The 26349-nt window shown below is 45.1% G+C and carries 21 protein-coding genes; 5 read left to right on the top strand and 16 right to left on the bottom strand.

What is annotated here, in order from left to right; genetic code table 11:
• The first annotated feature begins 75 nt into the window (after positions 1-75).
• Positions 76-552, top strand: a complete 477-nt coding sequence (locus AC1DFM_RS32685; RefSeq protein WP_477080989.1) for a GNAT family N-acetyltransferase — start codon at positions 76-78, stop codon at positions 550-552.
• Here AC1DFM_RS32685 and AC1DFM_RS32690 read toward each other — a convergent pair.
• Positions 542-922, bottom strand: coding sequence for a winged helix-turn-helix transcriptional regulator (locus AC1DFM_RS32690; protein WP_477080990.1), 381 nt, complete (start codon positions 920-922; stop codon positions 542-544). The genes AC1DFM_RS32685 and AC1DFM_RS32690 overlap by 11 nt on opposite strands.
• A 91-nt stretch (positions 923-1013) precedes the next feature.
• Between AC1DFM_RS32690 and AC1DFM_RS32695 the strand changes: the two genes are divergently transcribed.
• Both AC1DFM_RS32695 and AC1DFM_RS32700 read left to right on the top strand, forming a co-directional pair.
• Positions 1014-1523, top strand: coding sequence for a dihydrofolate reductase family protein (locus AC1DFM_RS32695; RefSeq protein WP_477080991.1), 510 nt, complete (start codon positions 1014-1016; stop codon positions 1521-1523).
• A 226-nt stretch (positions 1524-1749) separates the two neighbouring features.
• Complete coding sequence (locus tag AC1DFM_RS32700) at positions 1750-2484, top strand: DUF1266 domain-containing protein (RefSeq protein WP_477080992.1); 735 nt, start codon at positions 1750-1752, stop codon at positions 2482-2484.
• A 152-nt stretch (positions 2485-2636) separates the two neighbouring features.
• On the opposite strand, the gene AC1DFM_RS32705 is transcribed toward AC1DFM_RS32700, so the two are convergent.
• On the bottom strand, positions 2637-3839 hold the full coding sequence (locus AC1DFM_RS32705; protein ID WP_477080993.1) for a low temperature requirement protein A: 1203 nt from the start codon (positions 3837-3839) through the stop codon (positions 2637-2639).
• 316 nt (positions 3840-4155) lie between these two features.
• Between AC1DFM_RS32705 and AC1DFM_RS32710 the strand changes: the two genes are divergently transcribed.
• Positions 4156-4404 carry a fibronectin type III-like domain-contianing protein gene (locus tag AC1DFM_RS32710; protein ID WP_477080994.1) on the top strand — a complete coding sequence of 83 codons (249 nt, stop codon included), beginning with the start codon at positions 4156-4158 and terminating at the stop codon, positions 4402-4404.
• 73 nt (positions 4405-4477) lie between these two features.
• Here the strand turns inward: AC1DFM_RS32710 and AC1DFM_RS32715 are convergent, their stop codons facing one another.
• The 9 genes from AC1DFM_RS32715 to AC1DFM_RS32755 form a co-directional block, all read right to left on the bottom strand.
• Positions 4478-4876, bottom strand: coding sequence for a GNAT family N-acetyltransferase (locus AC1DFM_RS32715; protein ID WP_477080995.1), 399 nt, complete (start codon positions 4874-4876; stop codon positions 4478-4480).
• A 117-nt stretch (positions 4877-4993) separates the two neighbouring features.
• Positions 4994-5977 carry a thioredoxin-like domain-containing protein gene (locus AC1DFM_RS32720; RefSeq protein ID WP_477080996.1) on the bottom strand — a complete coding sequence of 328 codons (984 nt, stop codon included), beginning with the start codon at positions 5975-5977 and terminating at the stop codon, positions 4994-4996.
• Positions 5978-6053: 76 nt separating this feature from the next.
• A complete protein-coding gene (locus tag AC1DFM_RS32725; RefSeq protein WP_477080997.1) occupies positions 6054-7247 on the bottom strand; it encodes a peroxiredoxin family protein in 1194 nt (397 codons plus the stop codon).
• 40 nt (positions 7248-7287) lie between these two features.
• A complete protein-coding gene (locus AC1DFM_RS32730) occupies positions 7288-9399 on the bottom strand; it encodes a carboxy terminal-processing peptidase (protein ID WP_477080998.1) in 2112 nt (703 codons plus the stop codon).
• Between the two features lie 32 nt (positions 9400-9431).
• The gene (locus AC1DFM_RS32735) at positions 9432-10259 is read right to left on the bottom strand and encodes a hypothetical protein (RefSeq protein WP_477080999.1); all 828 of its coding nucleotides are present in this window, start codon (positions 10257-10259) and stop codon (positions 9432-9434) included.
• Between the two features lie 24 nt (positions 10260-10283).
• Positions 10284-11792, bottom strand: coding sequence for a RagB/SusD family nutrient uptake outer membrane protein (locus AC1DFM_RS32740; protein WP_477081000.1), 1509 nt, complete (start codon positions 11790-11792; stop codon positions 10284-10286).
• A 24-nt stretch (positions 11793-11816) separates the two neighbouring features.
• A complete protein-coding gene (locus AC1DFM_RS32745) occupies positions 11817-15470 on the bottom strand; it encodes a SusC/RagA family TonB-linked outer membrane protein (protein WP_477081001.1) in 3654 nt (1217 codons plus the stop codon).
• 52 nt (positions 15471-15522) lie between these two features.
• Positions 15523-16638 (bottom strand): FecR family protein, encoded by a 1116-nt coding sequence (locus tag AC1DFM_RS32750; protein WP_477081002.1) that lies wholly within the window; start codon positions 16636-16638, stop codon positions 15523-15525.
• Between the two features lie 6 nt (positions 16639-16644).
• On the bottom strand, positions 16645-17220 hold the full coding sequence (locus AC1DFM_RS32755) for an RNA polymerase sigma-70 factor (protein ID WP_477081003.1): 576 nt from the start codon (positions 17218-17220) through the stop codon (positions 16645-16647).
• A gap of 404 nt (positions 17221-17624) precedes the next feature.
• Between AC1DFM_RS32755 and AC1DFM_RS32760 the strand changes: the two genes are divergently transcribed.
• Entirely contained in the window at positions 17625-20096 is a 2472-nt protein-coding gene (locus tag AC1DFM_RS32760) for a hypothetical protein (protein WP_477081043.1), read from the top strand.
• Positions 20097-20335: 239 nt separating this feature from the next.
• Here AC1DFM_RS32760 and AC1DFM_RS32765 read toward each other — a convergent pair whose 3' ends face one another.
• The 5 genes from AC1DFM_RS32765 to AC1DFM_RS32785 all read right to left on the bottom strand — a co-directional run bounded on the left by AC1DFM_RS32765 (position 20336) and on the right by AC1DFM_RS32785 (position 26347).
• The gene (locus tag AC1DFM_RS32765) at positions 20336-20881 is read right to left on the bottom strand and encodes a hypothetical protein (RefSeq protein WP_477081004.1); all 546 of its coding nucleotides are present in this window, start codon (positions 20879-20881) and stop codon (positions 20336-20338) included.
• A 70-nt stretch (positions 20882-20951) separates the two neighbouring features.
• Positions 20952-21404 (bottom strand): hypothetical protein, encoded by a 453-nt coding sequence (locus AC1DFM_RS32770; RefSeq protein ID WP_477081005.1) that lies wholly within the window; start codon positions 21402-21404, stop codon positions 20952-20954.
• Positions 21405-21435: 31 nt separating this feature from the next.
• Positions 21436-21762 (bottom strand): hypothetical protein, encoded by a 327-nt coding sequence (locus tag AC1DFM_RS32775; protein WP_477081006.1) that lies wholly within the window; start codon positions 21760-21762, stop codon positions 21436-21438.
• A 57-nt stretch (positions 21763-21819) separates the two neighbouring features.
• Positions 21820-22143, bottom strand: a complete 324-nt coding sequence (locus tag AC1DFM_RS32780) for a hypothetical protein (protein WP_477081007.1) — start codon at positions 22141-22143, stop codon at positions 21820-21822.
• Positions 22136-26347, bottom strand: a complete 4212-nt coding sequence (locus AC1DFM_RS32785; RefSeq protein ID WP_477081008.1) for an RHS repeat-associated core domain-containing protein — start codon at positions 26345-26347, stop codon at positions 22136-22138. Before AC1DFM_RS32785 ends, AC1DFM_RS32780 begins: the two co-directional genes overlap by 8 nt.
• Positions 26348-26349 lie beyond the last annotated feature (2 nt).

Genomic DNA, 26349 nt, shown 5'->3' on the forward strand with positions numbered 1-26349 from the left:
CATTTATAAACAACAATTTTCCATTGCTCCTTATCGGGGCATTCAATGTTACAACAAACTATTTCAACCCTTCATATGTCAACACTCCATATCAGGAACGCCCAGGTTTCAGATGCCGAACAACTAAGTGAGATGATCTACGAGAATACGCACACCATGCTGAAACCTCACTACAACGATGAACAATGGGCCACATTTGTGCGATACTATTCTATCCCCGTGCTCCGCGATAAAATTGCCACTCAGGCTGTATTTTGCGCCGAGATCAATCATAAAATCGTTGGTACCATCGCGTTAGACGGCGATGCGGTAGTAGGCTTCTACACCCGGCTGGGACATATGCGTCAGGGAATCGGCAAACTATTAATGGACCACCTTGAAAATTATGCAGCAAACTTAGGACTAACTACGTTACAACTGGCGGCATCACCGGAAGGCCTGGCATTTTACTATAAAAATGGCTGGCAAAAAGTGAGGGATTTTATTATCTATCACTATAATGTTGGTTATGAAGAAACATTAATGAGCAAAACAATAGCGGCTAAACAGTAACATTGGTTTTCCCGGAGAGCTCTCCTTTTATTCTCTTTCTGTGTTCTATACCAAACGCCAGCAAGGCGTCATATACGGCCTGCGCTTCATAAGCGAATGGCGTCAGGGAATAGGACACCGTAATGGGCCTTGTATTGTTAACCGTTCTGGTGATAAGCAGGTTTTGCTCTAATTCCAGCAACTCCTGTGTCAGCACTTTGGGAGAGATGCCTACTATTAACTCCTGCAAGTCCTTAAAGCGTTTGGTGCCGAACTCCAGGTGCTGGAGAATACAAATCTTCCATTTTCCGCCTAATAACTCGATGGCATCTCTTAATGCCAGCCGCGCTTCTTTGCAAAGCGACGCGTTTCCAAATTCAATTGATAGCATTTTAAAAAAGGTTACTTACCTGAAGGTAACGAATAGTGAACATAAAATCCCCATCCGGTAGCTTTGTACCCAATCGATAAAAGCATATGCTATGACAATAACATTAGTGGCCAATATTTCGGCCAACGGAAAAGTTTTACTCTCTGAAAACAAGCACCATGAAGCACCTCCGGAAGCTGTTAGCAGCTTCATTCAGGTAGCCATGCAAGCAGGAAATATGGTACTCGGCAGCAGCACTTTTGCATTCATTGACCAATTGCCCGAGGCAACGAAGGGATTCCTCGCCGGTCTGGAAGTGGTATTGCTATCCAATACACTGCAGGATACCGCTACTTACAAAGTAGTGAACAGCCCGGAAGCAGCCATTGAATACCTGCAGGGAAAAGGATTCAATACGATTGCCGTAGGCGGTGGTACTAAAACGTACAATGCGTTTTTGAATAAAAACCTGGTAACAGATATTTACTTCAACATCATTCCTACCATTACCGGCAACGGCGGTGAACTGGGTACCAACTTTGATTTGGAGGCTGCGTTTAATCTGAAGGAATATAAACTGCTCACTAACAACATTATGCAGCTTCATTTAACTAAAGTATAACGGGCAAACTACTGGTTTTACTTCAAAACGTGGGAGGAATAAAAGCATGCGCTTTTATTCCTCCCACGTTTTGATATGTTCAGTTGAACACATAGGGCCACCAAAAAAATGTATAACTATTTGAATGTTCTCACCAAAAAACTATCTTCGCAGCTAATTTTCTGTAGCATTGCATACTGACCGTGCAATTTTGTCTTTAAAAAACAATCAAACACTTAAATCCCCTATGACCACGAACCTCTACCTTATTATTGGCGGAATCGCCGTAGCATTTATTGCCTATATTCTTGTCTTGAAAAGAACAATGAAAAAACGCAATGAACAACAACTCAATGACTTCAACAACAATCATTCTGACGCACCATTAACAGACGAACAAAAAAGATTACTGGCCTTTGGAGGAATTTTATTTTACTATAGAGGAGAAAAAATACTCGGAATTAAACCAGAAAACAGTTTGAATGAATACACCGGAGGATTAGCCCAACAATGGGAAATAACCAACAGCACCACCGCGAAGGAAACTTTGAACAACCTGTTATTACTACAAAGAAGTAGTGAATTTGATCCCATTTTCCTTCAGTCCTCACAAAAATTAAGCAGCATTCAAAGTGATATCTCCAATGGTTTAGGAATAGACCTAAATACCGTTACTCAGGTAAAATCTGCTTATGCCTGGGATATCTGCAGAGCTGTATCATTAGCCAAATGGTGCTATTGGGTAGGCTATTTAACAGAGCAAGAAAATTGGGAAATCATGAAAAGAGCAGCGGAAATAGCCACTTCAAAAGGTGGAAGCTGGACAGATTACACCATTTCATTCCTATTGGGCAGAACAATACAAGGATTTGATTTAGATGAAATAATAGTAGAAAGCAAACAAATATTCACCGGCAAAGGACCGGCTTTGAGAAAGATTGCGGATGTAGATATCTACACAAAATACCCATTTATAAAATAATTTAAAGTCCCACTGCTGACCAATAACCAGGTTCAGGTGGAAAGACTTTCCTTACCCGTCAAACATTGGAAGAAGAAAAAGCTATGCACTTTTTTATGCTTCCAATGTTTGACGTTCTCTCCCAAACACTTCCTGCCAGGCACTCATTAGCATCACTGCTGGCTAAAAAATTTATACCGTACCCAACTCCGCATCCCTACAAAAACAGGTATAAACAATATCCCCGCGAGTATCCCCAGAAATGCGAGGTTACTTAAATATTGGCCCAATAAAGGCACCACCAATAATGCCACACCTACCGCTATCAATAGTTTCGATACCGGCCGGATATACACCCGGTCTTCCTCATCTTCTTCCATAATTTTTGCAATCCCTACAATCATAAAAACCGTCACCGCCAATGCAATACAAAACATCCATTGTACCGGTGAAGACAACGGAGTATCAATATCTGTCAATACCGTTTTAATACAACCGCCTACCACACAAAAGGCGCCCAGCAGCGGATAATGCAGAAAAACCAGCCATTGCATATAGCTGTATCCCTTCTTGGTTTCCTGTTCACTTGTCATATCAAAATACAGGCACCAGAGTAAGAATGCGATCAGAATACCCAGTATAAAAGCAATCCACACCGTAGGATGCTTATCTTTTACTTCCGCTACCCCACTCACGGTTGCTAAAATGCTTTCCGCCAGTACGATGATGGCAAACAGTCCAAAACGCTCTACAATGGCGGCAGAAGCGCTGAACACCTGCCCTCTTTCTGATACCACCCGCACAATAGTACGAGCCCCAATCAGTCCGGGCGTCAGGTTGAGTAATAAAGCCACTCCCCATAAAAGGATAGCCACCTCAAAGCTGGTAAAATAAGAAATGATAAGCGCTAATAGCGCCAGCAGATAATTGGTCGTGAAAAAACGGTTAAAGATCCTGTGCGACTCATCAAACAGTCCCACACTCCACCAGAGATAAGTAATCATTAACTGCACGATGGAGAAAGCAATCACAAATCCCTGCTGATGTCCTTCAAAGGCATCCTGGATAGTAATGGCTACTCCCGCAACCGCCAGCATTTGCAGAAAAGTAAACAACCGGGTACGTATGCTGTCGTTGCCATGCAGGTCATAATACTGACTGCCATTTACCCACGACCAAAAAACCAGTGAAAACAACAGGAAAGCATAACATACGCTCTGCCAGGTGGGGTGTGCAGCGATGTGGTGCGTGAGTTGGCCTACAGCCGCCACATACACCAGGTCATAAAATAACTCCAGCCAGCTGATTTTTCGCTCATTCTGCCGGTCTGCAAAATTTCTGGGGGGCCCCCACCAGAGATTGTAATTGTCTTCCATAGATAATATTTGCGCCCCAAGATAATTATTTCAGTTAGTTTATGGCAATAAAGAAGCCCCGCGATTGTTCGCGGGGCTTCATCTATTATAGATACAAACGGTGTTGCTTACTTCAATAACCACATCACCTGACCGGGATCATCATTGCCATCGAACTGACTTTTCAGTGCGGCACTCACATTCTCCGCATTGTAATCCAGCTCCTTCTGAGGATACATCCATCTTAACGGCATTACCGATATCAGCGAACCAGTTTAAAGCGGGCGGAAGTATCAAAGCTACCGTCACGGTAACCAATACCGGTAAATACGATGGCGTGGAAATAGTACAGCTCTATACCCGCGATATGGTGGGAAGCATTGCACGCCCGGTAAAGGAGCTGAAAGGCTTTCAGCGCATTGCACTCAAAGCGGGTGCATCTCAACAGGTAACATTTACTATTACGGAAAATGACCTGAAGTTCTTTAATAATGACTTGAAATATGCCGCTGAACCCGGCGTATTCAAACTGTTTATCGGTGGTAACAGCAGAGATGTGAAAGAAACGGAATTCACCTTATTATAATTTTCCTCTATAAAAACCTAAAGCTGCCATTTTCCGTGGCAGCTTTTTTTTATTTTTTTAGGGAGATGAATACCTACTGTTGTTTTGCTTTCATCCCCACTGCAAAAACTTCGAAATTTATTTTTTCATAGTACGATACCAGATGTGGTTCACAAAAAAGCTGCAGATGCAGATTTTGTTCCGTCCCATGGGCTATCAGCAACCGGGTAATTTCAGTGCCGATTCCCCGTTTTCTATAATCTGTATGCACACCCAGGCCGCATAAATAACCGTTCATCACTCCATCTGAAATAATTCTCCCGGTGCCAATCAGGCGTTGTCCTTCATACGCTGCAATGACGCACCAGCTCTGTTTCATAGCGGTCATTAGCTGGTGTTGATCCAGTTTCAAAAAATCATTCCAGTCGAGATGCCCGTACAATTCGTACATGCTTTGTGCGGTTGGCAGTTCCGTGGTATATGTAATTTCCATTTTATTAATTGTTTGCCTGTATTCCTATTTCACGCTATCACACAATTTCTATCAATTTAATAAAATATCATACGAATATTTTATACAGACACGTATACCCGGAACAATATTCGTGATTTAAGGATTTAACTTAGCCAGTATTTCCGGCAGTTGGGCCTTCATGTAGTAATCAAGCCAGGCGGCAATCTTACCATCTTTCCCTACTACAATCACGTGCGGAATGCTTTTGATGTTCAACAGGTTTTTAATCGGCGCCTCCTCACCAAATCCTCCGGCAACAAGTCCCTGCTTCCATTCCATTTTTGTTTCGGTTATCGCCTGCCGCCATTTATCCGGACTATCATCCAGAGAAACTGCTACAAACTCCACTCCTTTTGCGTGATATTGGTTATAATATTCCCGCATGGTAGGAATAAAGTTTCTGCAAGGGCCACACCAGGAAGCCCAGAAATCCAGCACAATTACTTTACCGGGCATGTCTTTAACAGAAAACTTTTTGCCATCAGGAGTCGTCATTTCAAAGAAGGGCAATTCTTTGCCGGCCTGGGTAGTTTGGAATTTCGCTATTTTTTCACTTGCCTTCCCTCCGAAATAAGATGCTTTATTTTCAGGGCTGAGCGTCGTATATGCTTCTTGTGCCTGCTGGTATTCCCGGGTATACGCGTAAGCCAGAAAAGCGGATATCTGTTTGGCAGGGAATTGCTTTATGAAATCAAGTGGGCTGGTTTTACTTCCCATATATTCACAATACTGATCATTAAGCAGACTACCTTTAAACTGATCACCGCTCAGCGTTTGCAGCGTGGAGTTAACGGTATATTCCGTATTCTCCAGCAAGATCATTACCCTCCGTGTGCTCACCTGCAGATGGATGATGCAGGGATGGGATACTTTTCCGCTGATGGTAAATTCGCCATTCACAATGCGTACGCGTTCAGGTACCTGTTCATTGATTGGCGTTGCACCATCTTCGGTGAATGCCGTGATGGCAGCGTAACCGCTGATGATGCCGGTAACTTTTCCTTTGATAACGAAGCCATCTCCGGCCAGGCAATAGAAAGGGAGCAACAGGATGATCGCAGCTTTGATAATACACTTCATATGTTGACTTTTTCAGGGGAAATAAAAAAGGACCTGCCAGGGAAGGCAGGCCCCTGTTTTGACATAACGGGAATGGCTATTTAATAATTTCCGACAGTTTTTTGTCGATGTCTTCACCGTAAAGCGCTTGTGCCAGCACCTTTCCATCAGGTCCAATGAGTACGTYGAACGGAATAGCAGAAGCGCCATACATGCCGGCTACCGGCTCAGCCCAGCCTTTCAGGTTGGAGGCATTCAGCCAATCGAGTCCGTGACTTTCAATAGCTTTCATCCACGCTTCTTTTTTACTATCCAGAGAAACGCCTAGTATCACCATGTTTTTGCTCTTGAATTTATCATTGGCAGCTTTCAGGAAAGGGATCTGTCCTTTGCAGGGACCACACCAGCTGGCCCAGAAATCCAACAGCACATATTTTCCTTTGAAATCAGCCAGGTTGATCATTTTTCCATCTACACCGGGGATGCTGAAATCAGGTGCAGGCTTTCCGTTTGCAACGCCATTGAATTGCGCACTGCTTTCTTCCCCGGTGTTAGCTTTCAATGTCATAGGCGCTTCGTCGATCTGGCCGGGGTGGAGTTTCCGCTGAATAATACGGGACGCCATTGCATGTGCGCCCAGGGTGCCAATCAGGGAATCCTGTTCCTTTAAGTTTGAAATAAAGCAGGTGATCAGGTAACCGTTCACACCCGAGTTAGGATTTTTGCGTATCCATTCCAATATCTTCTTCTTTTGAACTTTCTTAAGCGAATCACGTTCAAGCGTATATGCGTTACTGGCGTCTTCGTCACCCACTTCATAAGCTTTACCAATATTCAGATCCAGATCATACAGTTTTTTGCCCATCCCTTTCTGCGCGTCTACCAGGGAGAATGCTTCTTCCCATTCTTTTACCCACTTGCTGCCGGTTACCTTCGCTTTATTCAACGCCGGCTCCTTGCCGGTGATATTCATGATACCATCTTCCACATACACGATTTTCGTATTACTTGCAGTTGCATCTGCATCGCCCACCTTTATCACATAAACACTTCCTCCTTTTTTCATAGGCATCTGGAGTTTAAAGCCATGGCTTTTGACACGAGCGGTATCGAATTCACCCGTATAGGGTTCGTAAAGCATCACCAGTGTATCGTTCGGGAGGTTGTCGAGATGAGCGGTGATCACCGCTTTCTTTTCCTTGTTAGTGGAAAAGTTCTTCTTCCCATCCTGTTGCTGCGCAAATGCGCTCAGTGCAGGCAGGCAACAAAGGAGTAAAGCAATTTTTTTCATGATACGATGAAGTATTTTTATAAGTGAATAAGATGATAAACTAGTTAGTCTGTTTTGCACTGGCAGCAAGGTCTTCCAGGATAGATACGGATGCATCAATGTATACATCCTGTCCTACGAGTTTCAGCCAGTCTTTGTTGGCGGCGCTTTCAGGCGCTTCTTTCCGCAAATCAGGACGGATGCTCTGGTTAACGGGCCATTGGGCCTGTAAATCTTTTCCCGGTTGCAGTTTGCTACCTTCACGAATATCCTTTTCGATGCGTGCGGATACTTCGTAATGCTTCCGGAACGACTCGAAATCAAGCGGTATCGGCGTGGCAGCATACGCTTTCAGGCGCGCCATATTTTCTGAAACGGTGGTGAAAGCTATGCTGGCGGCTGCGCGACTACGGGCTTTCGTCACCACCTCGTTATAATTGAAGTGGGTACCTGCCAATTCAAACGGTGGAAACTGAATACTATCGCAGGGTAAACTGGTAGAGAAGTTACGTTCACGTTCTTCTGTAGGCTGCATGCTTTCCTGGAAAACAACATCCGGTGTCACACCTTTTAACTGCGTGGAAGTGCCGGTGATACGGTAAAATTTCTGGGTGGTAATACGCATACTGCCGTAGCTGATATCTGATGTACCTAAACCAGGATTACCTAGTTTTCCGATGTTAATAGTCATCTGTGCAGTGCCTTTCCCGTAGGTAGAAGAAGGCCCCGCAATGATACCACGTTTGCGGTCCTGGATCACTGCTGCAAAAATTTCCGAAGCAGAAGCGCTGTTTTCATTTACCATCACCACTAAAGGGCCATCGTAAGCAGGTGGAATGGCAGGGCCAGTGTAGCGGTTCACCGCTGTTTGGGTACGCAGCCAGGTAACCGGACCACTGGGGAGGAAGATGGAACTCATACGCACTACTTCATCCAGTGATCCACCACCGTTACCACGAAGGTCCACGATGATACCTTCCACTTCCTGCTCCTTCAGCATGGCCACTTCCTTTGCCATATCAGCAGAAGCCCCTGTGAGGTTATGACCGGAAGGATCAAGGTAGAACATGGGCAAATAGATATACCCGAATTTTTTACCGTCTTTTTCGAGCACTACACTCTTCGCCCTGTTTTCCAGATCGATCACTTCTCCTCTTTTTACCGTAACGGTACGCATTGTATCTCCGGGTTGACGTAACAGGAGTTTCACATCTGTATCTTTGTCGCCGCGGATCATGCCTGTTACCTCTCCTGCAGTGAGGCCTGATACAGGAACGAGTGTACCTTTATTGTCGGATATAGACAGGATATGGTCATTCTCTCTTAGTTTGCCACTTTTAGCAGCGGTGCCTCCTGGTAATAATCTTTTKATATAATATTCCGTTTCCTTTTCGCCTAACTCCATCCCCAGCCCGAAATAACGCTTGGAGATCTGTTGCTCCAGGCTCTTATCTTTAGGGCCACTATACGAAGTATGTGGATCGATGCCGAACATCGCAGCAGCGATATAGGCGCTGAATTTTTCATCTTCCGCACCCGCTTTCTCTGCCAGGCGGAACTGGTCGTTGTACCATTTATGCACCCTTTCGCGGGCTTTGGCCTCAGTGGCTGGTTCAGGCAATGCAGCAGCAGTATGCAGCGTATCACCCGCTGCATTTTTCAGCTCCATGTAATTACGCAGCACCTGGTATTTGAGTTGTTTGCGCCACGACGCTTCCTTCTCTTGTTGTCCTTTCGGATAGCTGCGTGTTGTACCTGCCAACACCAGGCTTTCACGTTTGGTATAATCAAATTTTTCAGCCAGGATCTTTTCGGTGAGCGCTTTATTTTCCAACATACGTATGTGGTAAACGGCGTACGCGGAATCAAAAAAATCGGTGTGCAAAGCCGTGAGCTGGTCATCCAGCTGTTTCCGCTGTGTCATCAGCCGGTCTATATCTTCCTGTAAAAAAATAAGGTGGCTGGGGTCCAGCTGGCGGATATAGTTGTCCCATACATCAGCCGACCAGTTATCATCCAATGCCCGCGGCTCGAAATGTTTAGTTTTAATTTTTTCCAGGACGTTACGGATCACTTCACTGCGGAATGATCCTGTTTGCGTCTGTGCACGTGCTGCAAAAGAGCATGACGTAGCCAGGGCCGCTATAACAAAGGGCCTGTATCTCTGGTTCATATCTTAATCCTTTAGTTACTGATGAAAAGGCGTTACGGCAAATTGCCGATAGCCTGCAGGTCTATACCGTATGTTGTTTTATAATAGTCGATGATGGCGTTGTATTTTTGGCGGATAAGCCCTTTACTATCAACAGATGGCTTAAAATAATTCGCTTCCAGATCTGCGGTGCTATTACTGGTGATCATATTGATATAGCTCAGGAAATCCTGTCCGAGATTCAGGATTCCATTCCCGAAGAAGTCGGCCACCACTCCCTGCTGATACTTGTTCTGCTCATTTACTTTTCCGTAATCCGGTAACGCCAATGCGGCGAATGCCGTCGGAACTTCCACGCTTTGTGTACGGTAAGCACGTTCCCAATAATAGCGATGGAGTTTACCGCGCAGCTTTTTTATTTCCGGTGGTGTCAGATGAATGATGGTACTATCGGCCCAGCCGATGGCCAACATACTGGAGCTACTGGAAAACCCTATCAACTCATTCGTAGAGGAGTTTCTAATAGTAACACGGGAAGCCAGAAATATTTTAACTGGCATAGTTTTGTGCAGGAAGTTGTCCGGATACAGTGCCATCAATTGATTCCTGAAAAAGTTCAGGGTGGTGTCAATATAAGCCGGGTTGGCATTAAAAGCGCTGTCTTTTCTGACCCTGGAATAATCATATGCATAATCTGCCTGTGAGAAACGGTACAGTATGTAAGTACCAAATTTCCTGTGAATAGATAAGATGGTATCATCGGCTACCGTATTACCCTGTGGCAGTTTATACAGGTTTTCATATCCGCTGGGTGTAAGTTTTTCTTCCTTCTGGCAGGCAAATAACGTCAGTGCCAGTATAAAAAAGAGGTATGATTTCATAAATTATTTTTTATTGAATGACAATCAATCTGGCTGACGTTGTCCKGCAATTGCGGGATTACGTGTCAACGCCGGATTCTGCGTGATTACTTCTTCCGGAATGGGAAGGGTATATTGTGGGTCCCTTCTTCGGAGCGTATACGTTTCACTATTCACCGCACTTGCCATAAAAATGTGTTTAATTTCGGGCATCCCATACCTGCGAAGATCAAACCACCGATGGGCTTCTTCCGTAAACAATTCTCTCCGGCGCTCGTTACGGCACATGTCGAGCAGTGTTGTTGCCGGCTGTATAGTCCATGGTTGAAAAGTAGCAGCGCTGAAACGTTGCGCCCGGAGGGTATTCAAACTTTTTAGTGCTTCCACGGCCGCAGCACCATCACCTTTCGTTCTATACAATTGAATGTAAGCTTCCGCACGGTTAAGGTAGGCTTCGGAACTGCGCCACGAATTGGTGATGGCTTCATTGCCACCAACAGGACCGTTCGCCAAATGCTTATTCTGCTTAAAATCTAAAGGAATGTATTCTTTTAGGAAGGCCGGAATCTCGGTAATAGCAACTGTTCTACGCAGGTCGTTTTCCTCAAAGCAATTCACCAGATCACGTGAAACTTCAAAACAACTGCCATACCCTCCCGATAGAAGCGGTAAGTGTTCATCGTTGTTGCCATAGTTCCATAAAGATTCAATATTAGTGGGGCCAACGAGCAAATTGCCCCAATCCGGAAGATTATCCCCCCAACTGTTATAATTCATTAATTGAGGATGGTATTTGATCACCATATCTGCATGTTCGATACTCTTCTGCCAATTCTCCATATAGAGGTACACCCTGCTGGCCAGCAGATGCACCGCAACATGGTTAAGGCGGAATGGATTATTTGTTGCCTTCGATAAACTCAGCAAAGCAATCGAACTATCAAGATCAGCAACAATCTGCTGGTACACTTCTTTCACCGTATTTCTTTGCGGGCGGGCGTCGGAAAGCCCTGCGGTGATGCGGATAGGAATGCCAGGTAATTTATCCGGCGTAGTGAGTGAATCGTTATAAGGCCGGGCATATAAGTTCACCAGCATAAAGTGGTAAAACGCCCTCAACCCATATGCTTCTCCTTTCAACTGATCCTTCTCGGCCTGGCTACCTATTGAATTATCTGCATACTCCAGCACTACATTCGTACCCAGAAGCAATTTGTAATAGGTACCCCATGCGTTGATCTCATTCGGTTTGATAGCATCGGTAGCTTCATATGACAGCGCCGATTGCCATTGATAAACATTCCTTGAGTATGCCATGTAATCAACGGCTGTTGCTTCATTCACGGTACTCACATAAGATTGTACATCATCGTCCAGGAAGGTGAGCCAGGGATGTAATACTTTCAGATTATCCGGATAACCATCCATTAAAAGGATCTCTCCAAAATCGGACGTAGACTTGGGCGTCACATCTGAAGGAGAATACTCTTCCAGAAATTTCTTACAGGAAATCGTGGAAATAGAAATGAGCAGTATGGTAAGTATCTTTTTCATGCACTTATTTTGAAGATATGGCTGCTAAAATGATGCGTTTATTGAACCTGTAAACTGACGTGTGATAGGTAACGCTGATGTACCTACGCCATTGATCTCCGGATCCTGACCTTTGAGTTTTGGATTGGCGATAGTAAACAGATTACTTACCGTAAAGCCAAGGGCCAGCGCACGCATGCCGGTACCCCTTAATCGTGCGGGAGGTACAGCATACCGCAGGTTCAGTGAGTTACAGCGTAGATAATCATTTTTAACCGTCATCAGATCAGACAGATTGTAAGCCGCAATAGGTGTTACCCGGATAAATGCCCCATCAGTGTTGGAGCTTGTAGCTCCTGTGGTGTATGGGATATGCAGAAATTGTTGGGTTTCCGTAATATCCTGTGCCACAGGGATACTGGTGTACTTTTCATCACCTGGCTTGCGCCAGCGATTCAGCATGTCGCGGCTCGTATTAGCCATCGGTCCGGGTACACCACTGCCCTCTCCTGAACTCTGATAGATAGGGTTCAACCGTTTTACGCTACCCAGGCTGAGATAAAATGAAGAGGTGAGTGAAAACGATTTGTAAGTAATCGTGGGTGCCAGGCTCATGGTCATCTTCGGATCTAATTGCCCGGAGTATACAAAGAGATCATTGGGGTTAGCGGTGAATTTAAGTTGGTCAATATGCTGAAACATAGGGAACCCGGTTTGGGGGTTCAAGCCATTAAAGACATACGAATAAATCCCGGTAACGGCCCTGCCGGGTAAATTGCCGGTGCCGTTGAACAAGCTTTGGTAACCAAAGTTGGCACTCTGATCGGCCAACTTGTTCAGATTTTTGCTGGTATTAAATGAAAGAGAAAAACTGGTATTCTTTCTTTTCACCAATTGTGTCATGATCGTGAACTCTATCCCTCTATTAAACACCTCACTGCCATTCCTATACATAAACACCATACCGTATTCATAAGGAATAGGCAGCTGATCTATCACATCTTTCGCTCTCTTATCATAATATTCTGCATTTATGGCTATCCGATCATTGAAGAAGCCCAAATTGGTACCCAGGTTTATCTGGTATGTTTTTTCCCAACGCAGATCCGGGTAAGGCATAGATTTAATGGATTGGTAAGGTATTTGGGTAATCGGATCGCGTTTAATGGCACTGTATTGGGAAATGAGATTAGGTCCCACAGATGGGACCGCGTTACCCTGTGTACCGAATGATGCTATCACCTGCCAATTGCTGAGTATTCCTCCGCGTGGAAACCAGTTTTCCATAGTTGCATTCCATCGGCCAGATATGCTGTAGTTAGGCCGGAAATTGCTATTCGCTTTTTTCCCAAAGCGGTTGGAACCGTCAGCACGCGTAGTAAAGCTGAAGATGTACCTGTTTTTTAAACTATACGCAGCTGTTGCATACAAGGAAACAATGTTTTCTTTCACCAGCGTCAGACTATTGTTTGCAATTTTCGCAAGGCCTCTTGGTGTGGGAGAAAAAATATTGCCGCGATCAGGGAAGAAACCAGGCAATGTATGCGTCTGTGTATTACCTGTTCTGCTGTTTACTTCATTACCTATGGAAACATTGATCTGATCCCTTTCACCGAAAATGCCAGTAGCATAATCAATACTGTTCCGGATGCTATAAACGGTACTATTGTAGCTGGTCAAATTAGCAATCCCTCCAACAGGTAACGAAGAGTTCGCAATTGCCGCTGCTGTTGGCGTCCACGACTTTTCCCACCCTCTGATAGCGGCAGCTGTATAGGAATAATAATCCGCATATGCCATCCCTTCCGAGGCATCAGTAATGAAACTGCTTAAATTCCGAAAGTAAAGCCCTTTTGCCAGTTTATAATCGAGATTCAGGTTCGCAGTGATTGATCGAACCTTAGAAGTATTCCCCGAATGCGCTACTTCATTACGAAAATTCTGCGTGAGTGGCGGTGCATTGTCGTTCAGGTCGTATACATTTATGTAGGAATCAGGATTCCGTATAGGTATAAAATCACTGGGACTGAAAATACGATTGGTTTGCAACGCATACGTCAGCGGGTTAATACCATAATACCCCTGCGATTTGCGGAAATTACCATTGAGGGTCAAATCAACAGTAAGCCGTTTCGTAATTCTGGAGTGCAGGTTCAGATTAGCAGAATATTTTTGAAGGGCATCTTCTTTAGCAGCACCTTTATTATCGGCATATTGCAGTGATGCGTAATAGGTTGTTTTCTCATTACCTCCTCCCAGACTAAGAGAATGATTCATGCTGAACTGATTCCGGAAAAGCTCCCTGAACCAGTCTGTATTCCGCGTTTCCAGTACGCCTACCTGCTGATTGAATTCCTGCTCATTTATTGTCCCCCCCCACCAACTACGGAGCAATCCTTCATAGGACAGTCTTTCATCGAAACCATTTTGTGACAACACCACATGATCTTCCTGGAACTGACGCGACAGCAACACTCTTTCTTTTGAGTTCATCAGGTTCATCTTCCGGTAAGAGGGCCGTTGCTGAAAGGATAAGTCGGTATTATAGGTAAGCTGTACAGGTCCCTCCTTTCCTCTTTTCGTAGTCACCACTATCACGCCATTTGCCGCACGGGTTCCGTAAATAGCCGTAGCTGCAGCATCGCGGAGAAAAGTAATACTTTCAATATCGTAGGGATTCACACCACTGATAGCATTTCCCATCAGCTCGAAGTTCGATTGCGAAGCGCTGTTGATAACATTATTGAGTACCGCAGAAGAAATATCCACGGGGTCAGGGCGAATCATCCCGTCAATCACCCACAGCGGCGAGGCGTTTCCCAACAATGTGGAAGTACCTCTCATCCGCAGTTTCGGCGCGGCGTTTACGCCCCCCGAATTGTTCATCACCATCAGACCAGGTACTTTGCCCTGGAGCATTTTGTCGATAGAAGAAGCTCCCGGCTCAATCACCTGCGCCGCCGTGAGCTTCGTCACAGAGCCGGTAGCTAAACGCGGATCTATTTTTTGATAACCATTCACCACCACTTCCTGGATCGCCTGCGCAATGGTATCCATCTTTAACCTGATCACCTGTTCATCTGTGCGCACTGCCTTATACACAAAGGCTCTCATACCCAGCAAGCTAAAACGTACGGATTCATTTTCACGGGGAAGGAGGGTAAAAAGCCCGTCAGCCTGGGTAACCGTCATTACGCCGGTTTCCATGGCCCGAATGCTTACCCCTGCAAGTGGAACACCTGCTGTACTAATCACCTGTCCCCGTAGCACCACATGCATTTCATCCGGCGTAGGTGTTTTAACAACAGATGCGGCGACCTTCTCTTTTTTGGAAATGATCACGCCATTAAAGATAACGCTATAGTTCAGGTCAGTACCTTTCAGTATCTCCTTCATGAGCATTTCAAAAGTAACACCCTGCATGCTCACTGTTACCAGCGGCTGGTCTTTAACATACTCTTCGTTGTAAGTAAACCGTATATCCAACTGCTTACGCAAATCCTTGAAAACACGCGACAGCGGATATTTCTGCGCCTTGTACGACACTTTCCTGGAAAGGATCTCCGCGCCATCGTTATCCTGTGCAAAAACACTTCCTCCAGCGAACAACAAGCCGAAAAATAATAGTATGGCCGCAGTCAGGATATAACATCTCCCTATATCCTTCCGTAGGAAGGACGGGCCAGATAGTTTCATCATGTTGGTTGATATTTTATTTACTGTAAATCCGCGTCTGGCGGTATTGGTTGGTTTATGGTTGTCTGGAAATGGTGACTATTTTACCTTCCACCCGGAACCGCAAATCACCGCGACTGGCTTTCAGAGAGGTCAATACCTCCTGCAGCGTAGCAGGGCGCTGCATATCCAGTGTAAAGTTCAGGCGGGCAATAGCCGGATCGTCAAACTTAAACATGTAATCATAATAGCGCGAAAGGCTTTCTGTAATACTGCTGAGCGGCGCCACGTCGAAGTACAGATCTCCTTTTACCCACGCCAGGTAATCGCCGGCTTCCACCGTTTTCTTCTGAAGGGAGCCGTCATCTGCCAGAAACGTGGATTGTTCACTGGGCTCCAGCATGAGCGTATGTACCCCTGCCACCACCTGTACCTTTCCACTGCGGAGTGTTGTTACTACCGCTGCATTGTAATGCCGGACGTTAAACGAAGTGCCTAATACCGTAGTAGTCGTGTTGCCTGTATGTACCATGAAAGGTTGATCTGCCTTATTCGCTACTTCAAAATACCCTTCTCCTTCCAGGAATACCTCCCGGCGCGGGCCGTTGAACGCCGCGGGGAATACAAGCCTGGAAGCCGCGTTCAGCCAAACCCTGGTACCATCGGCGAGCGACAGCTGAAAGGGTTTACCACAGGGTATTTCAAGCGTATCCATTTTTATCTGCGCGAGACGGGTGGTACCGGCTGTATATACCAGGGAATCTCCTCCCGCCTGCACCTGTGCCACATCGTTGTGCTGAATAGTACGTGTTTCCTTATTCAGCTCAATCATACGACCGTCGGCTGTTTTGAGGCGAACCTTTCCGGTGGGTAACACGTTGGCTATTTGTGGGGTTGATGTTCCCGGCTTCAGCAGCCAAAAGCCTGCGCCGATAGCCATTGCCACACTGGCTGCAATGGCCAGTCGGGTTAACCAGATGCGCCGCGTCCGTTGTTTATTACGCAGTTGCACAAAGTCCTGCCAACCATCTGACTCATCAAAGTCTTCTGCCGCCAGCAAGGCGCGTGCTTCCCGCGCAGCAGACATGGTAACGAATTCTTCTTTCGTCATATCCCCTGGGATTTTTGATTCATCTAATGATTCCAATATTTTTTCCCAGTCAATTCCGCTATCGTCTGGTGGTAATTGCATAATTTCTTAGTTAAAGGATTTGAAAAAAGAAGACAACCACTCAAGACCAATTACCCATGTAAGGGCTGGCATCACCCATTTACATTCCATCCTCAAAAACTGTAACGCAAGCCGGATATGCGTTTTCACGGTATTCACGGAAATCCCAAGCTGTAAAGCAATATCTTTGTATTTGACCTTGTCCTGATTACTCATGAGAAATACTTTCCGGCGCTGTTCCGGCATTTTATTCAATGCCTCCCATAAAACATTATACTGCTGCTCCCTGGATTCCACATCATCCACCGCAAACTGTGCTGCAAGACCATCCATGACTTCCAGCTCCTGCAGCTTCATCCTACCCGATTTTTTCAGGGAGGTGATCGCCGTATAGCGGACAGCCTTAGACGCATAACTCTTAAAGTCATGTGTAATCTTAATTTGATGTCGTTTATTCCAGTACCCCAGGAAAAAATCCTGGACAATATCCCGTGCCGCATCTTTGTCCTCTACCACATAGTAAGCAATGGTGCATAGTGAAACAAAATGTTGCCGGAAGAGTTCCTCGAACGCAGCGTTGTCGGCTGAAATTGGTTGTTGCATATACCCAATACTTCTGTCAGCGTTATTCTTACCGGCCATTTATGCCGAAAACCCCCTATTATAAATAAATCTCCCAAAAACAATAGTCGCTGTCTGCTCCCGGCAGACTTTCCCGGGCCGGGCAGTGTTGTTCTTCAGCTTTCTGCCTATAGGTCATTCAAATGCTCAAAAAGGGTGAAGGGAAATAAAAAAATAATTAAAAAATGTTTTTGCGGGCACATAGACATGAGCACCCACCAGGCAAAAAAAATTCCGAACCTGCAAAAAAAACGGTGATTTTAGTCAATATAAGTGCAATACAATCCAATTGTAATGCGCATCTTGGTATTTACTTCATCCATTCCCCCCGGACAGCTACCTGCTGCCAGCATTATATCAACTAAATTTCTTTTTATAAAACCGAGATGATACAAAAGCAACTACTCAAAAAAACACTGCTATTAGGGGCGCTGCTGGCAACTGCTGCTATACAGCCGGCAGATGCACAGGTGAATCTGAAAACCAAACAATGGAGCCTTCAGCTGGACCATGCAGGCAAACTGACGAGCATGAAAAGCCTCGCCCTGCAAAAGGAATATCTTGTCGCCGACAAGGCCAACGCGCTGATGAGTATTAAAAAAGATGGAAATATACTCGCTCCCACTACCTGTACCTGGAATGCAAAAAATTCAGAACTGATGTTGTCATATCCGCAGGCAGGTGTGGAAGCAAAAGTAAAAGTGCAGCGCAATGATCAATATATCAGCTTTGAACTCACCCAATTGACACCTGCTGCCAACGTAGACCTGGTGCTGTGGGGTCCGTACCCTGTTGCCATCGCTGATACGGTCGGAGAAGTAGTGGGGGTGGTGCGCAACAAAGAATTCGCCATCGGCATCCAGGCGCTGAATATAAAAACACTGGGCGGATACCCTACTGCTGAAAGCGACATTGAACCTTCCTACGATGTATTTGAAGGAGGTAATAAAATAGATGTAAAAGATGATGACCTGCATAAACAACTGTTCAGGGGAGATGTAGCACGCCCCACCGAATATGGCGCTTCATTACAGGCATATTGCCGCAACCGTAGTAAAGACCGTATCATTGAAAACTGGGGACATACCGCTTATGTAGCCCCTGCCTTCAACGACGGCGGCGTGGTTGGCAGCAAAGTGGCACTGTTTGGAGTAGCCAATGGCGACGTGTTGCCCACCATCTCACAAATAGAATTAAAAGAAGGACTCCCCCACCCGATGCTGGATGGCGTATGGGGCAAACAAGCCATACATGCCTCTGAATCTTACCTGATCATGGACTTTGGCGTAGAGAATCTTCCCGAAGCCATTGCTGTTACCAAACAAGCAGGCCTGCGCTACCTGTATCATGGCGGTCCTTTTGATAACTGGGGACATTTCAAACTAAATAGCAAGGAGTTCCCTCAGAACTGGGCCAGCATGAAGCAGTGCGTGGAAACCGCAAAGGCAGCCGGTGTACGGCTCGGGGTACATACCCTGTCCAACTTCATCACGACCAATGATCCGTATGTAACGCCCGTACCTGATCCACGATTGGCTAAAGTAGGGTACTCCCGCATCAGTGAATCCCTTGATGCCACTACAAAAGAGATCAGCATAGAAGATCCGCTTTTCTTTAATCAGTTTCAGAATAACACATTGAAGGCCGTAGTAGTAGGAAACGAAATTATCCGGTATAGCAATGTATCTACCTCTGCGCCCTGGAAACTGCTGGATTGTCAGCGCGGCGCCTTCGGCACCAGTGCTACTGCACATTCGAAAAATGATAGCATCGGAAAGTTAATGGACCATGCCTATAAAGTATTTTTAACCAACTATGCGCTGCAGGAAGAAATGTCGACCACCATTGCGCGCCTGTTTAATGAAACCGGTTTGATGCAGATTTCTTTCGATGGACTCGAAGGTTGTTTATCCTCCGGCATGGGACAATATGCCAAACAGTTATTTGCCAAAACCTGGTATGACCAACTGAAACCTGAATTAAAAGGCAAGGTAATCAACGACGCCAGCCAACCAGGACACTACTTCTGGCATATTTATACCCGGATGAACTGGGGAGAACCCTGGTACGCCGGCTTCCGGGAAAGTCAGCTGCAGCTGCGTCTGAAAAACCAGCAATTTTTCCGCAGGAATCTGATGCCTTCTATGCTGGGCTGGTTCAGCCTCCGCCCGGAAACTGCACTGGAAGATATAGAATGGATGCTGGCCATGGGAGCAGGATACAATGCTGGCTTCGGGCTATCTACCAGCCTGGAAACGCTGAAGAAACATGGTATGAAAGATCAGCTGCTTGGCACCATTAAAACCTGGGAACAGGCCCGTATGAAAAACATTTTCAGCGAAGCACAGAAAGAAGAAATGCGAAGCCTGAAGCATGAATTTCACCTCGAGCAGACCGCCAATGATACGTACCTGCTTACGCCGGTATATAACGCATACTTCACGCATACCGGCAAATTAAAACAACCCGGCGAGCCCGTGTCCTCTACTTTCCAGTTTAATAATCCGGTTGCCCGTCAACCGGTTGCTTTTATTATTTCGCTGGCTCCTGCCAAAGACGCCGATCCGGATGTTACGTTTGATCAGGTATCTATCACTATTAATCAACAGGATGCCCTGGTACTACCTATTCATCTTAAAAGAAATCAATTCCTGAAATGTGATGGTAAGGTGGTACGCTTATACAATAAGCAATGGCAACTACTGGAAACAGTAGCGCTGAATAAAGCGCTGCCGGTGCTGTCGAACGGCGCAAATGAAATCACGTTCGATGGAAAATACTCTGGTGAAAATGGCGCAGATGTGAAGCTGGAGATCCGTGCCACCGGCGAAGCTACCAGCATCAAAGCCGGGCGATAAGGGTAGTCTGACGAAATAAACTTTAGAAGGGGCGGCCTGGTGTCGCCCCTTTCCCGTTACTTTACGGCAACAGTTGATTATCCATTAGGATGAATATATCCCACCTTAACGACTAACTCATTCGCCAGCCGGATTTTTGATTTTGTATGAAGTGCCATGATGATGGCGGTGGCATGGGTATCCTTTAAGCCAATGAGAAAAGTCTTTATAAATATTATCGCTCACTACCCGTTATTTCCCTATGCCAATTCCAACTCCAGGGCCGTGAAATAATGCTGCTGTTTATTTTTCACTATTATTCCAAATGCATCAAAGGCGTTCTTTTGCAGCCACCCGATATCAGCCGATGAACCATTGATTAGTTTTATCTGCTTTTCACCAGGATACTCATCTTCAAAATCAATATTGAATGCCGCCCAGAGATAAATCTGAAAACTGACGTTTCCATCTTCATCCTCATATATCAACTCTTTCGACGGTACCTGGTTTTCAAAATTTTCTATCAGAAGTGCCTCATATCCGTGAACACGCCCGTCAAACAGCGTTACTTTCTCACCGGTATCCGAATTTGTTGCATAAACAATAATTGGATGCTCTGGCTTATTGATAATAAGGCCGTCCGCGTTCTCGCCACAATAGCTGAGCTGAAATTGAGTATTTCCATTTGCATCGGTCAGCTGCGCTTTCCAAGGAAGTGTTTTAAACCATGTTTGGTTTTCAAAACCGGGCAAACTGTCTACAGGCTTGGTGATCATTGCCAGATGATCTGGTGTTACATTTTCCATTTTCACTTTATATTCCACTTAACCAATTATCGACACGCGTTGTTCCAGGAGGTTTTATCCCGCTCTCTTTTTATTTTTCTAATAATATCGAAAACAACTTTTCTATGTTGCTAATGTTGTGATAATCTTTAAAAAGAATTTTTATATCATTCATGACATCTTGCTTTAGCTTATAAATTTCCTTGCAAAAATCATCATAATGAAATGTAACTTTCTTCTTTCTATCTAGCTTTAATGATACATTACCKGCTTCCATTTTCACTTCCAACTCATAAAGCTCATATGGATGATATAAGTGGCAGACCTGCTTCTCATCTGCTTTTAACTTCTTCAAAACATCGTACAAGTCATAAGAAAGCTTAACAACATCAGCCTTGAACGATAAATAAGCATTTTCATTTCCCAACATTAGCACATCTCCCCAAATTAAATGCTCGCCTAAAGTAGCAACGGAATAATTCGAAATATTCTTTTTGCAGGTTTCCTGATACTGCTGCAAGTCTATTTTATACAATAGTTCCATCCTTCTAATTTCAAGCATGTCATCCCTCTCCTTAAGATATCTCAATACTCAGTTCATTTGGGGGAGTTGATTCCCAAAAATTCTTCCACTTGTTTAACAACCTCATCATTTCATTAAACTGTTTTTCTTCTTTTCTCAGACTTCCCGTATTGTTAATTACTATTTTAATCTTTTTAAACCCAAGCCATTTGGAAAAAATATATCCACTGATTTCATTAATATTGTCAGAAGCCTCTTCTGGTGGAGAAAAGGCAGCCACTAATTCCTTCTTGAAGCACGAATATGTTCTGCACTTACTCCCATTCAGCACAGCGATATATTCCTGCTCCTCTTTATTAGCGTCAATATAACTAGTCATAACTTATCGAATTCTTGTCATATCCGATAGCCGGCTATCATCCCTGGTGTAGCGCTATTAAAATATCGGTTTACAATTTTCCTTTATTTCAATATCAGCGCATTGCAGCTCGATTCCGTTTACTTCATCGATTATTTTAAAGGTCTCATCATATTCAATTCTTATGCTGCAATTTTCCCATTTAAACAGCCCTTTGTAGTAAATGGGTTCAATTCCTATAATATGCAAATTGCCCTTTACTTCCGATGATTCTAATCTAATAACGATGATAGTATGGGAAACACGATATTCCCAAATTCTTGCTGATACATTTTGCCAACGATTTAAAAACGTTTCAAATGATTTCAATTTTTTCCTGTTGTATTCTTGTATATTATCCATGGCAACCTCTGGCTAATGATTTTTTAAGATTTTCTAATTCATCTCCTTCAATTGGAACTCCTTTTTTATAAAAAATGGTCTTTTTCAACACTTCCGGATTACTTGCAATGTAGTGAATCTCTGCATTTGTCATATTATGAGTAACAGGATCAAATCCCGCTTTTCCTAAACGAACGGCCTCACTCAAATCGCCCATTCCTTGTGTTTCAAAATGTATTTGATTTGCTTTTTTTACTGCCTGATGAAAAGCTCTTCCAAATCTATTAGTAACAGATCTTCTTGTAATACCATCACTTGCCCAATTTCTCCAGTAACTAGATTTTGTTTGAGTGGCAAGTGTTTTATAATAGGGGTCTAGTCCTAAGGCTATATCACCGGGTGCTAATCCAAAAACATCTACTAAGCTATTAATGTCCGCAACATAGCTATATAAATTAAACACACCTGAAGATAACCTAATGGGATCCTGGCTTATATACCCTCCACTCTCACCATCATAATACCTGAACCGATTATACGCCAGGCCTGTTTCTACATCCATCACCTGCCCCTGATAAAGATAACTACAAAATCCCGCATCTCCGTGCAGCATTCTCACATTTCCATAGCTATCAATTTCCCGCTGCCAGATTAACTCTCCGGTTTCATCATATGCTTGTATGGGTGTACCTATATGATCAGTAACGATACTATATTTTTTGTCCCCTTTTATTTTAGCTGTTGGCGAAAAATTATTCTCGTCAAACACCCAGGTGATCAGATCATCTGCACTACTTTCCTTCGCATCGAATTCCTTCCATTCGTGCAGTGGCTGATTTCCATCCCAGATCCAGCGGGTGATCGTGTGTTTGTATCGCTTTTCAATACGTCTGCCTAACGCATCGTATTTAAAGCTAACCCGTTCTCCGTCTGGCCGCAGCACACTTGACAGCATGCCTGAAGGTGTCCATTCGTATTCCCAGACCTTGCCGCTTAGTTCTTTTTTGTGTACCAGGTTGCCCAGCTGATCGTATTTATAAGTGGCGGTTTTACTTCTCAGTAGCCTTCCACCTTTGTCGTAGGTCCGGTCTTTTTGCTCCGGGGTTTCAAATAAATTACCCACGGTATCGGGCGTACGATATTCCACGTTGCCATCGCCATAGATCACCTCAGACAGGTTACCATAGGTGTCATGCCTGAACTGTTTAGCGCCCGAAGTACTGTCGTGGATACCCGCCATCCGGTCGCCATCCCAGGAGTAGCGCCGTTGCAGCCGTTTGTTACCTTTGGTGGTCACCTGATCCACCAAGCGGCCTGACAGGTCGTATTGATTTTGCTGGGTCACGCGACCGGTCATGGATCGTTCCGTTACCTGGCCCAGGCTATTATATTTTAATTGTGTACGCCAACCATTCGCCTCCACTTCTTCCAACCAGCTCGTGGTGTTGTTATACTGCATGCTCAATGCGGCGCCCATGCTACTTTTCAGTGCAGTGCGCTGCCCCAGTTGATTGTATTCGCTGTTGACTACCTGTTCATTGCAGGTTTCCTGTGTAACTAACCCCAGCAGATTACGCTGTAGCTGTACAGATGCATGGCTGTTCTGCGCACTGATGAGTTGCCCCATTGCATTATAACCAAAGGTTTCAGCGCTGCCATCTTTCTCATAGTATACTGTCGCTATCTGTCCGGCTGCGGTGTATTCATAGGCCTGCTGACTGCCATCTGGCAGCGTGGTGCGCATTACCTGGCCACCGGCATTACGTATATACTGCCGCATTAGTCCGTCAAAACCTTTTTCGGTCAAAACATTGCCTTCTTCATCCAGTTCGAAGCCGTAAGTTTCCCGGTGTTCATTGATGATATGAAGTAATTGTCCTTCTTTATCATAACCTAGTTGAACGACTGTATTACCTTGCCGCCGCTCTACTATATCTCCGAAGAAATTATAACGAAGGGCGACCGACTGATGCCGGTMCTTGAAGGCAATGGTATTACCCATGCTATCATATTGCAAATTGACGGTATTACCGCTGTTGTCTTTTTCCAGCACCGGGTTACCGAGCAGATTGTACTCCCGCTGAAAAACAGCCCCTGCGGGGTCTGTAATCGTTGTCAACCGCCCCAGGAGATCATAGCTATATTTGATCCTGCTGCTATTCGGTAAAGTCACCTCGCTCAACAGTTGCTGCGCATTATACTGCAGCTCGGTAGCCGCTCCAAGCGGATTAATGATCCTGCTTTGCAGGCCTTCAGTATATTCAAACTTCGTGACTGCTCCCAGTGGATTGGTACGCTGTACCAGGTTGCCGGCTTCATCATATTCATACTGCCATATTCCCCCGTTAGGCTGCGTAACGGTAACAGGCCGTTGGTGCTGATTATAGGCAATACTTGCGGCTCCTTGTCCAGGTAACTGCAAACTGGTCAGGTTACCTCTTTCGTCATATTCGTAGGTAGTAGCAACACCTAATTCATTGGTTTCGGCTACCAGGTTGTCTGCTTCATCGTACGAGAATAGTTGAGTGGCGCCATAGCCATTCACTATTTTGTGGACAATACCACCGGCATGGTAGTACGTTTTTTTGTGCCCGAGGCTATTGGTCGCAACCGTATATCCGTCAAAGTAATCAAAGGTATAGCTATACAGCCCTTCCGGGCCCAAAGCCGCGGTGCAACGGCTATGCCGGTCGTATTGAAATGTAAATGTAGTGCCATCATTAAAACGGCGGGAGACCATTTGCCGTCCCTCCCATTGAAAAGCATTATAATACCCTTCGGCATTATACATTTCTTTGAGGTCGTTTTTATTCCCGTAGGTATAACGCATCATTTCCACCAGTATACCCTTGTCTCCTAATTCCGGATGAGGCACCTGTAAGGCAGTGATTAAACCATCTTCATTATACCGGATAAAGATATCGCGGTGGGCACTGTCTGTAATCTTCTCCAACAGACCTTCCGGGCTGTAATAAAACCGGATCGAAAATCCATTGCCATTGGTGATACTACGCAGTTTTCCGTGTCCCTGATCATTATAAACAGGGCGGTTAAAATGATATTGTAATTCGTTTTTATCGCTTACATAATATTCCCCTGTTTCCGTGCGGTGCAGTTCATACTTTTCTTTAGGATTATAAAAACTGCAGCCCCGCTCCAGCAATGGGAATACTACCGGCCTGCCAGCGGTATCATTCATCACCACTGCCCCATCTTCCTCACTTACCAGCAAGGAGATATCATAACTGTGATAGATATTTTTTCCCATCGGACCATCGTAGTGGCTATCGCTGTAGTAATTGGCGTCCCACGCAAAAGGAATAGGGCCGGGCAAACTAAAGCCTTCCAGGTAGCTGGCCATATGACCACTGGCGGCATCCACCGGTTCTCCCAGGTACTTACAGATAGATGGTTGCACCGCAGCCCTGAATTTGCTGAACTTAGGCGCACGGGACTCTATTTTTGCCAATACTTTGGTCAATATTTTCCCCAGCATTTTCAACGAAAACTTCAGTCCATGCACCAGTCCTAAAAAAAACAGGGCGTTCATCAGATCCGAGAGTTTCAGTTGCTGTTCTTCTTTAGGCCCCCCTATTAATACAGGTTTACCCAGCGGCAACACCACCATCACTGCCGTGAGGAAGTTGAGATAAAAGCCGCCAATGGGGTTATTCATCAGGATTTTCCCGATATCCTGGCAGGAGTAGGCCCGGCATAACCAGGTGCTCTGGTACATGCCCTGACTGAGTACTGTTTTACTGCCATGCGATAACTGCCCCTCGTGTGGATGAAAGAATTTTGGCAACAGGAACAAAGGATGTGGTATCACGGAATGCAGCAGATTGAGTTTGCTGACTACTTTACCCAGGCCTTTGAATTTTCCCAGGAAAGGCGGAACTGACGGCATTCCCCAAAGTGCGCCCTGTGCCACTCCTTTATGCATGCCGTTGAAATATACGGTTCCTCCCATGGGTACATTCCGCGCAATTTCAAATCCCTTATCAGGGGTATATACCGGTATGGCAGGCAGCGTGATATGGATATAATCCAGTGGATCGAAGATCAGTGCTGCAAAAGGGGTGATAGGACAGGGAGTGAAAGGCCATGGCACTTTCAGCATGTGAAAATCCAGTCCAAGTACAATATCAAAATGTTTCGCCACCGGCTTTGGGTCAATGGACGGTGGGGGTGTTAACGGTTTGTTCTTTATTCTTATGTATGCCATCA

It is taken from the genome of Chitinophaga sp. 05T412 (assembly GCF_056396465.1).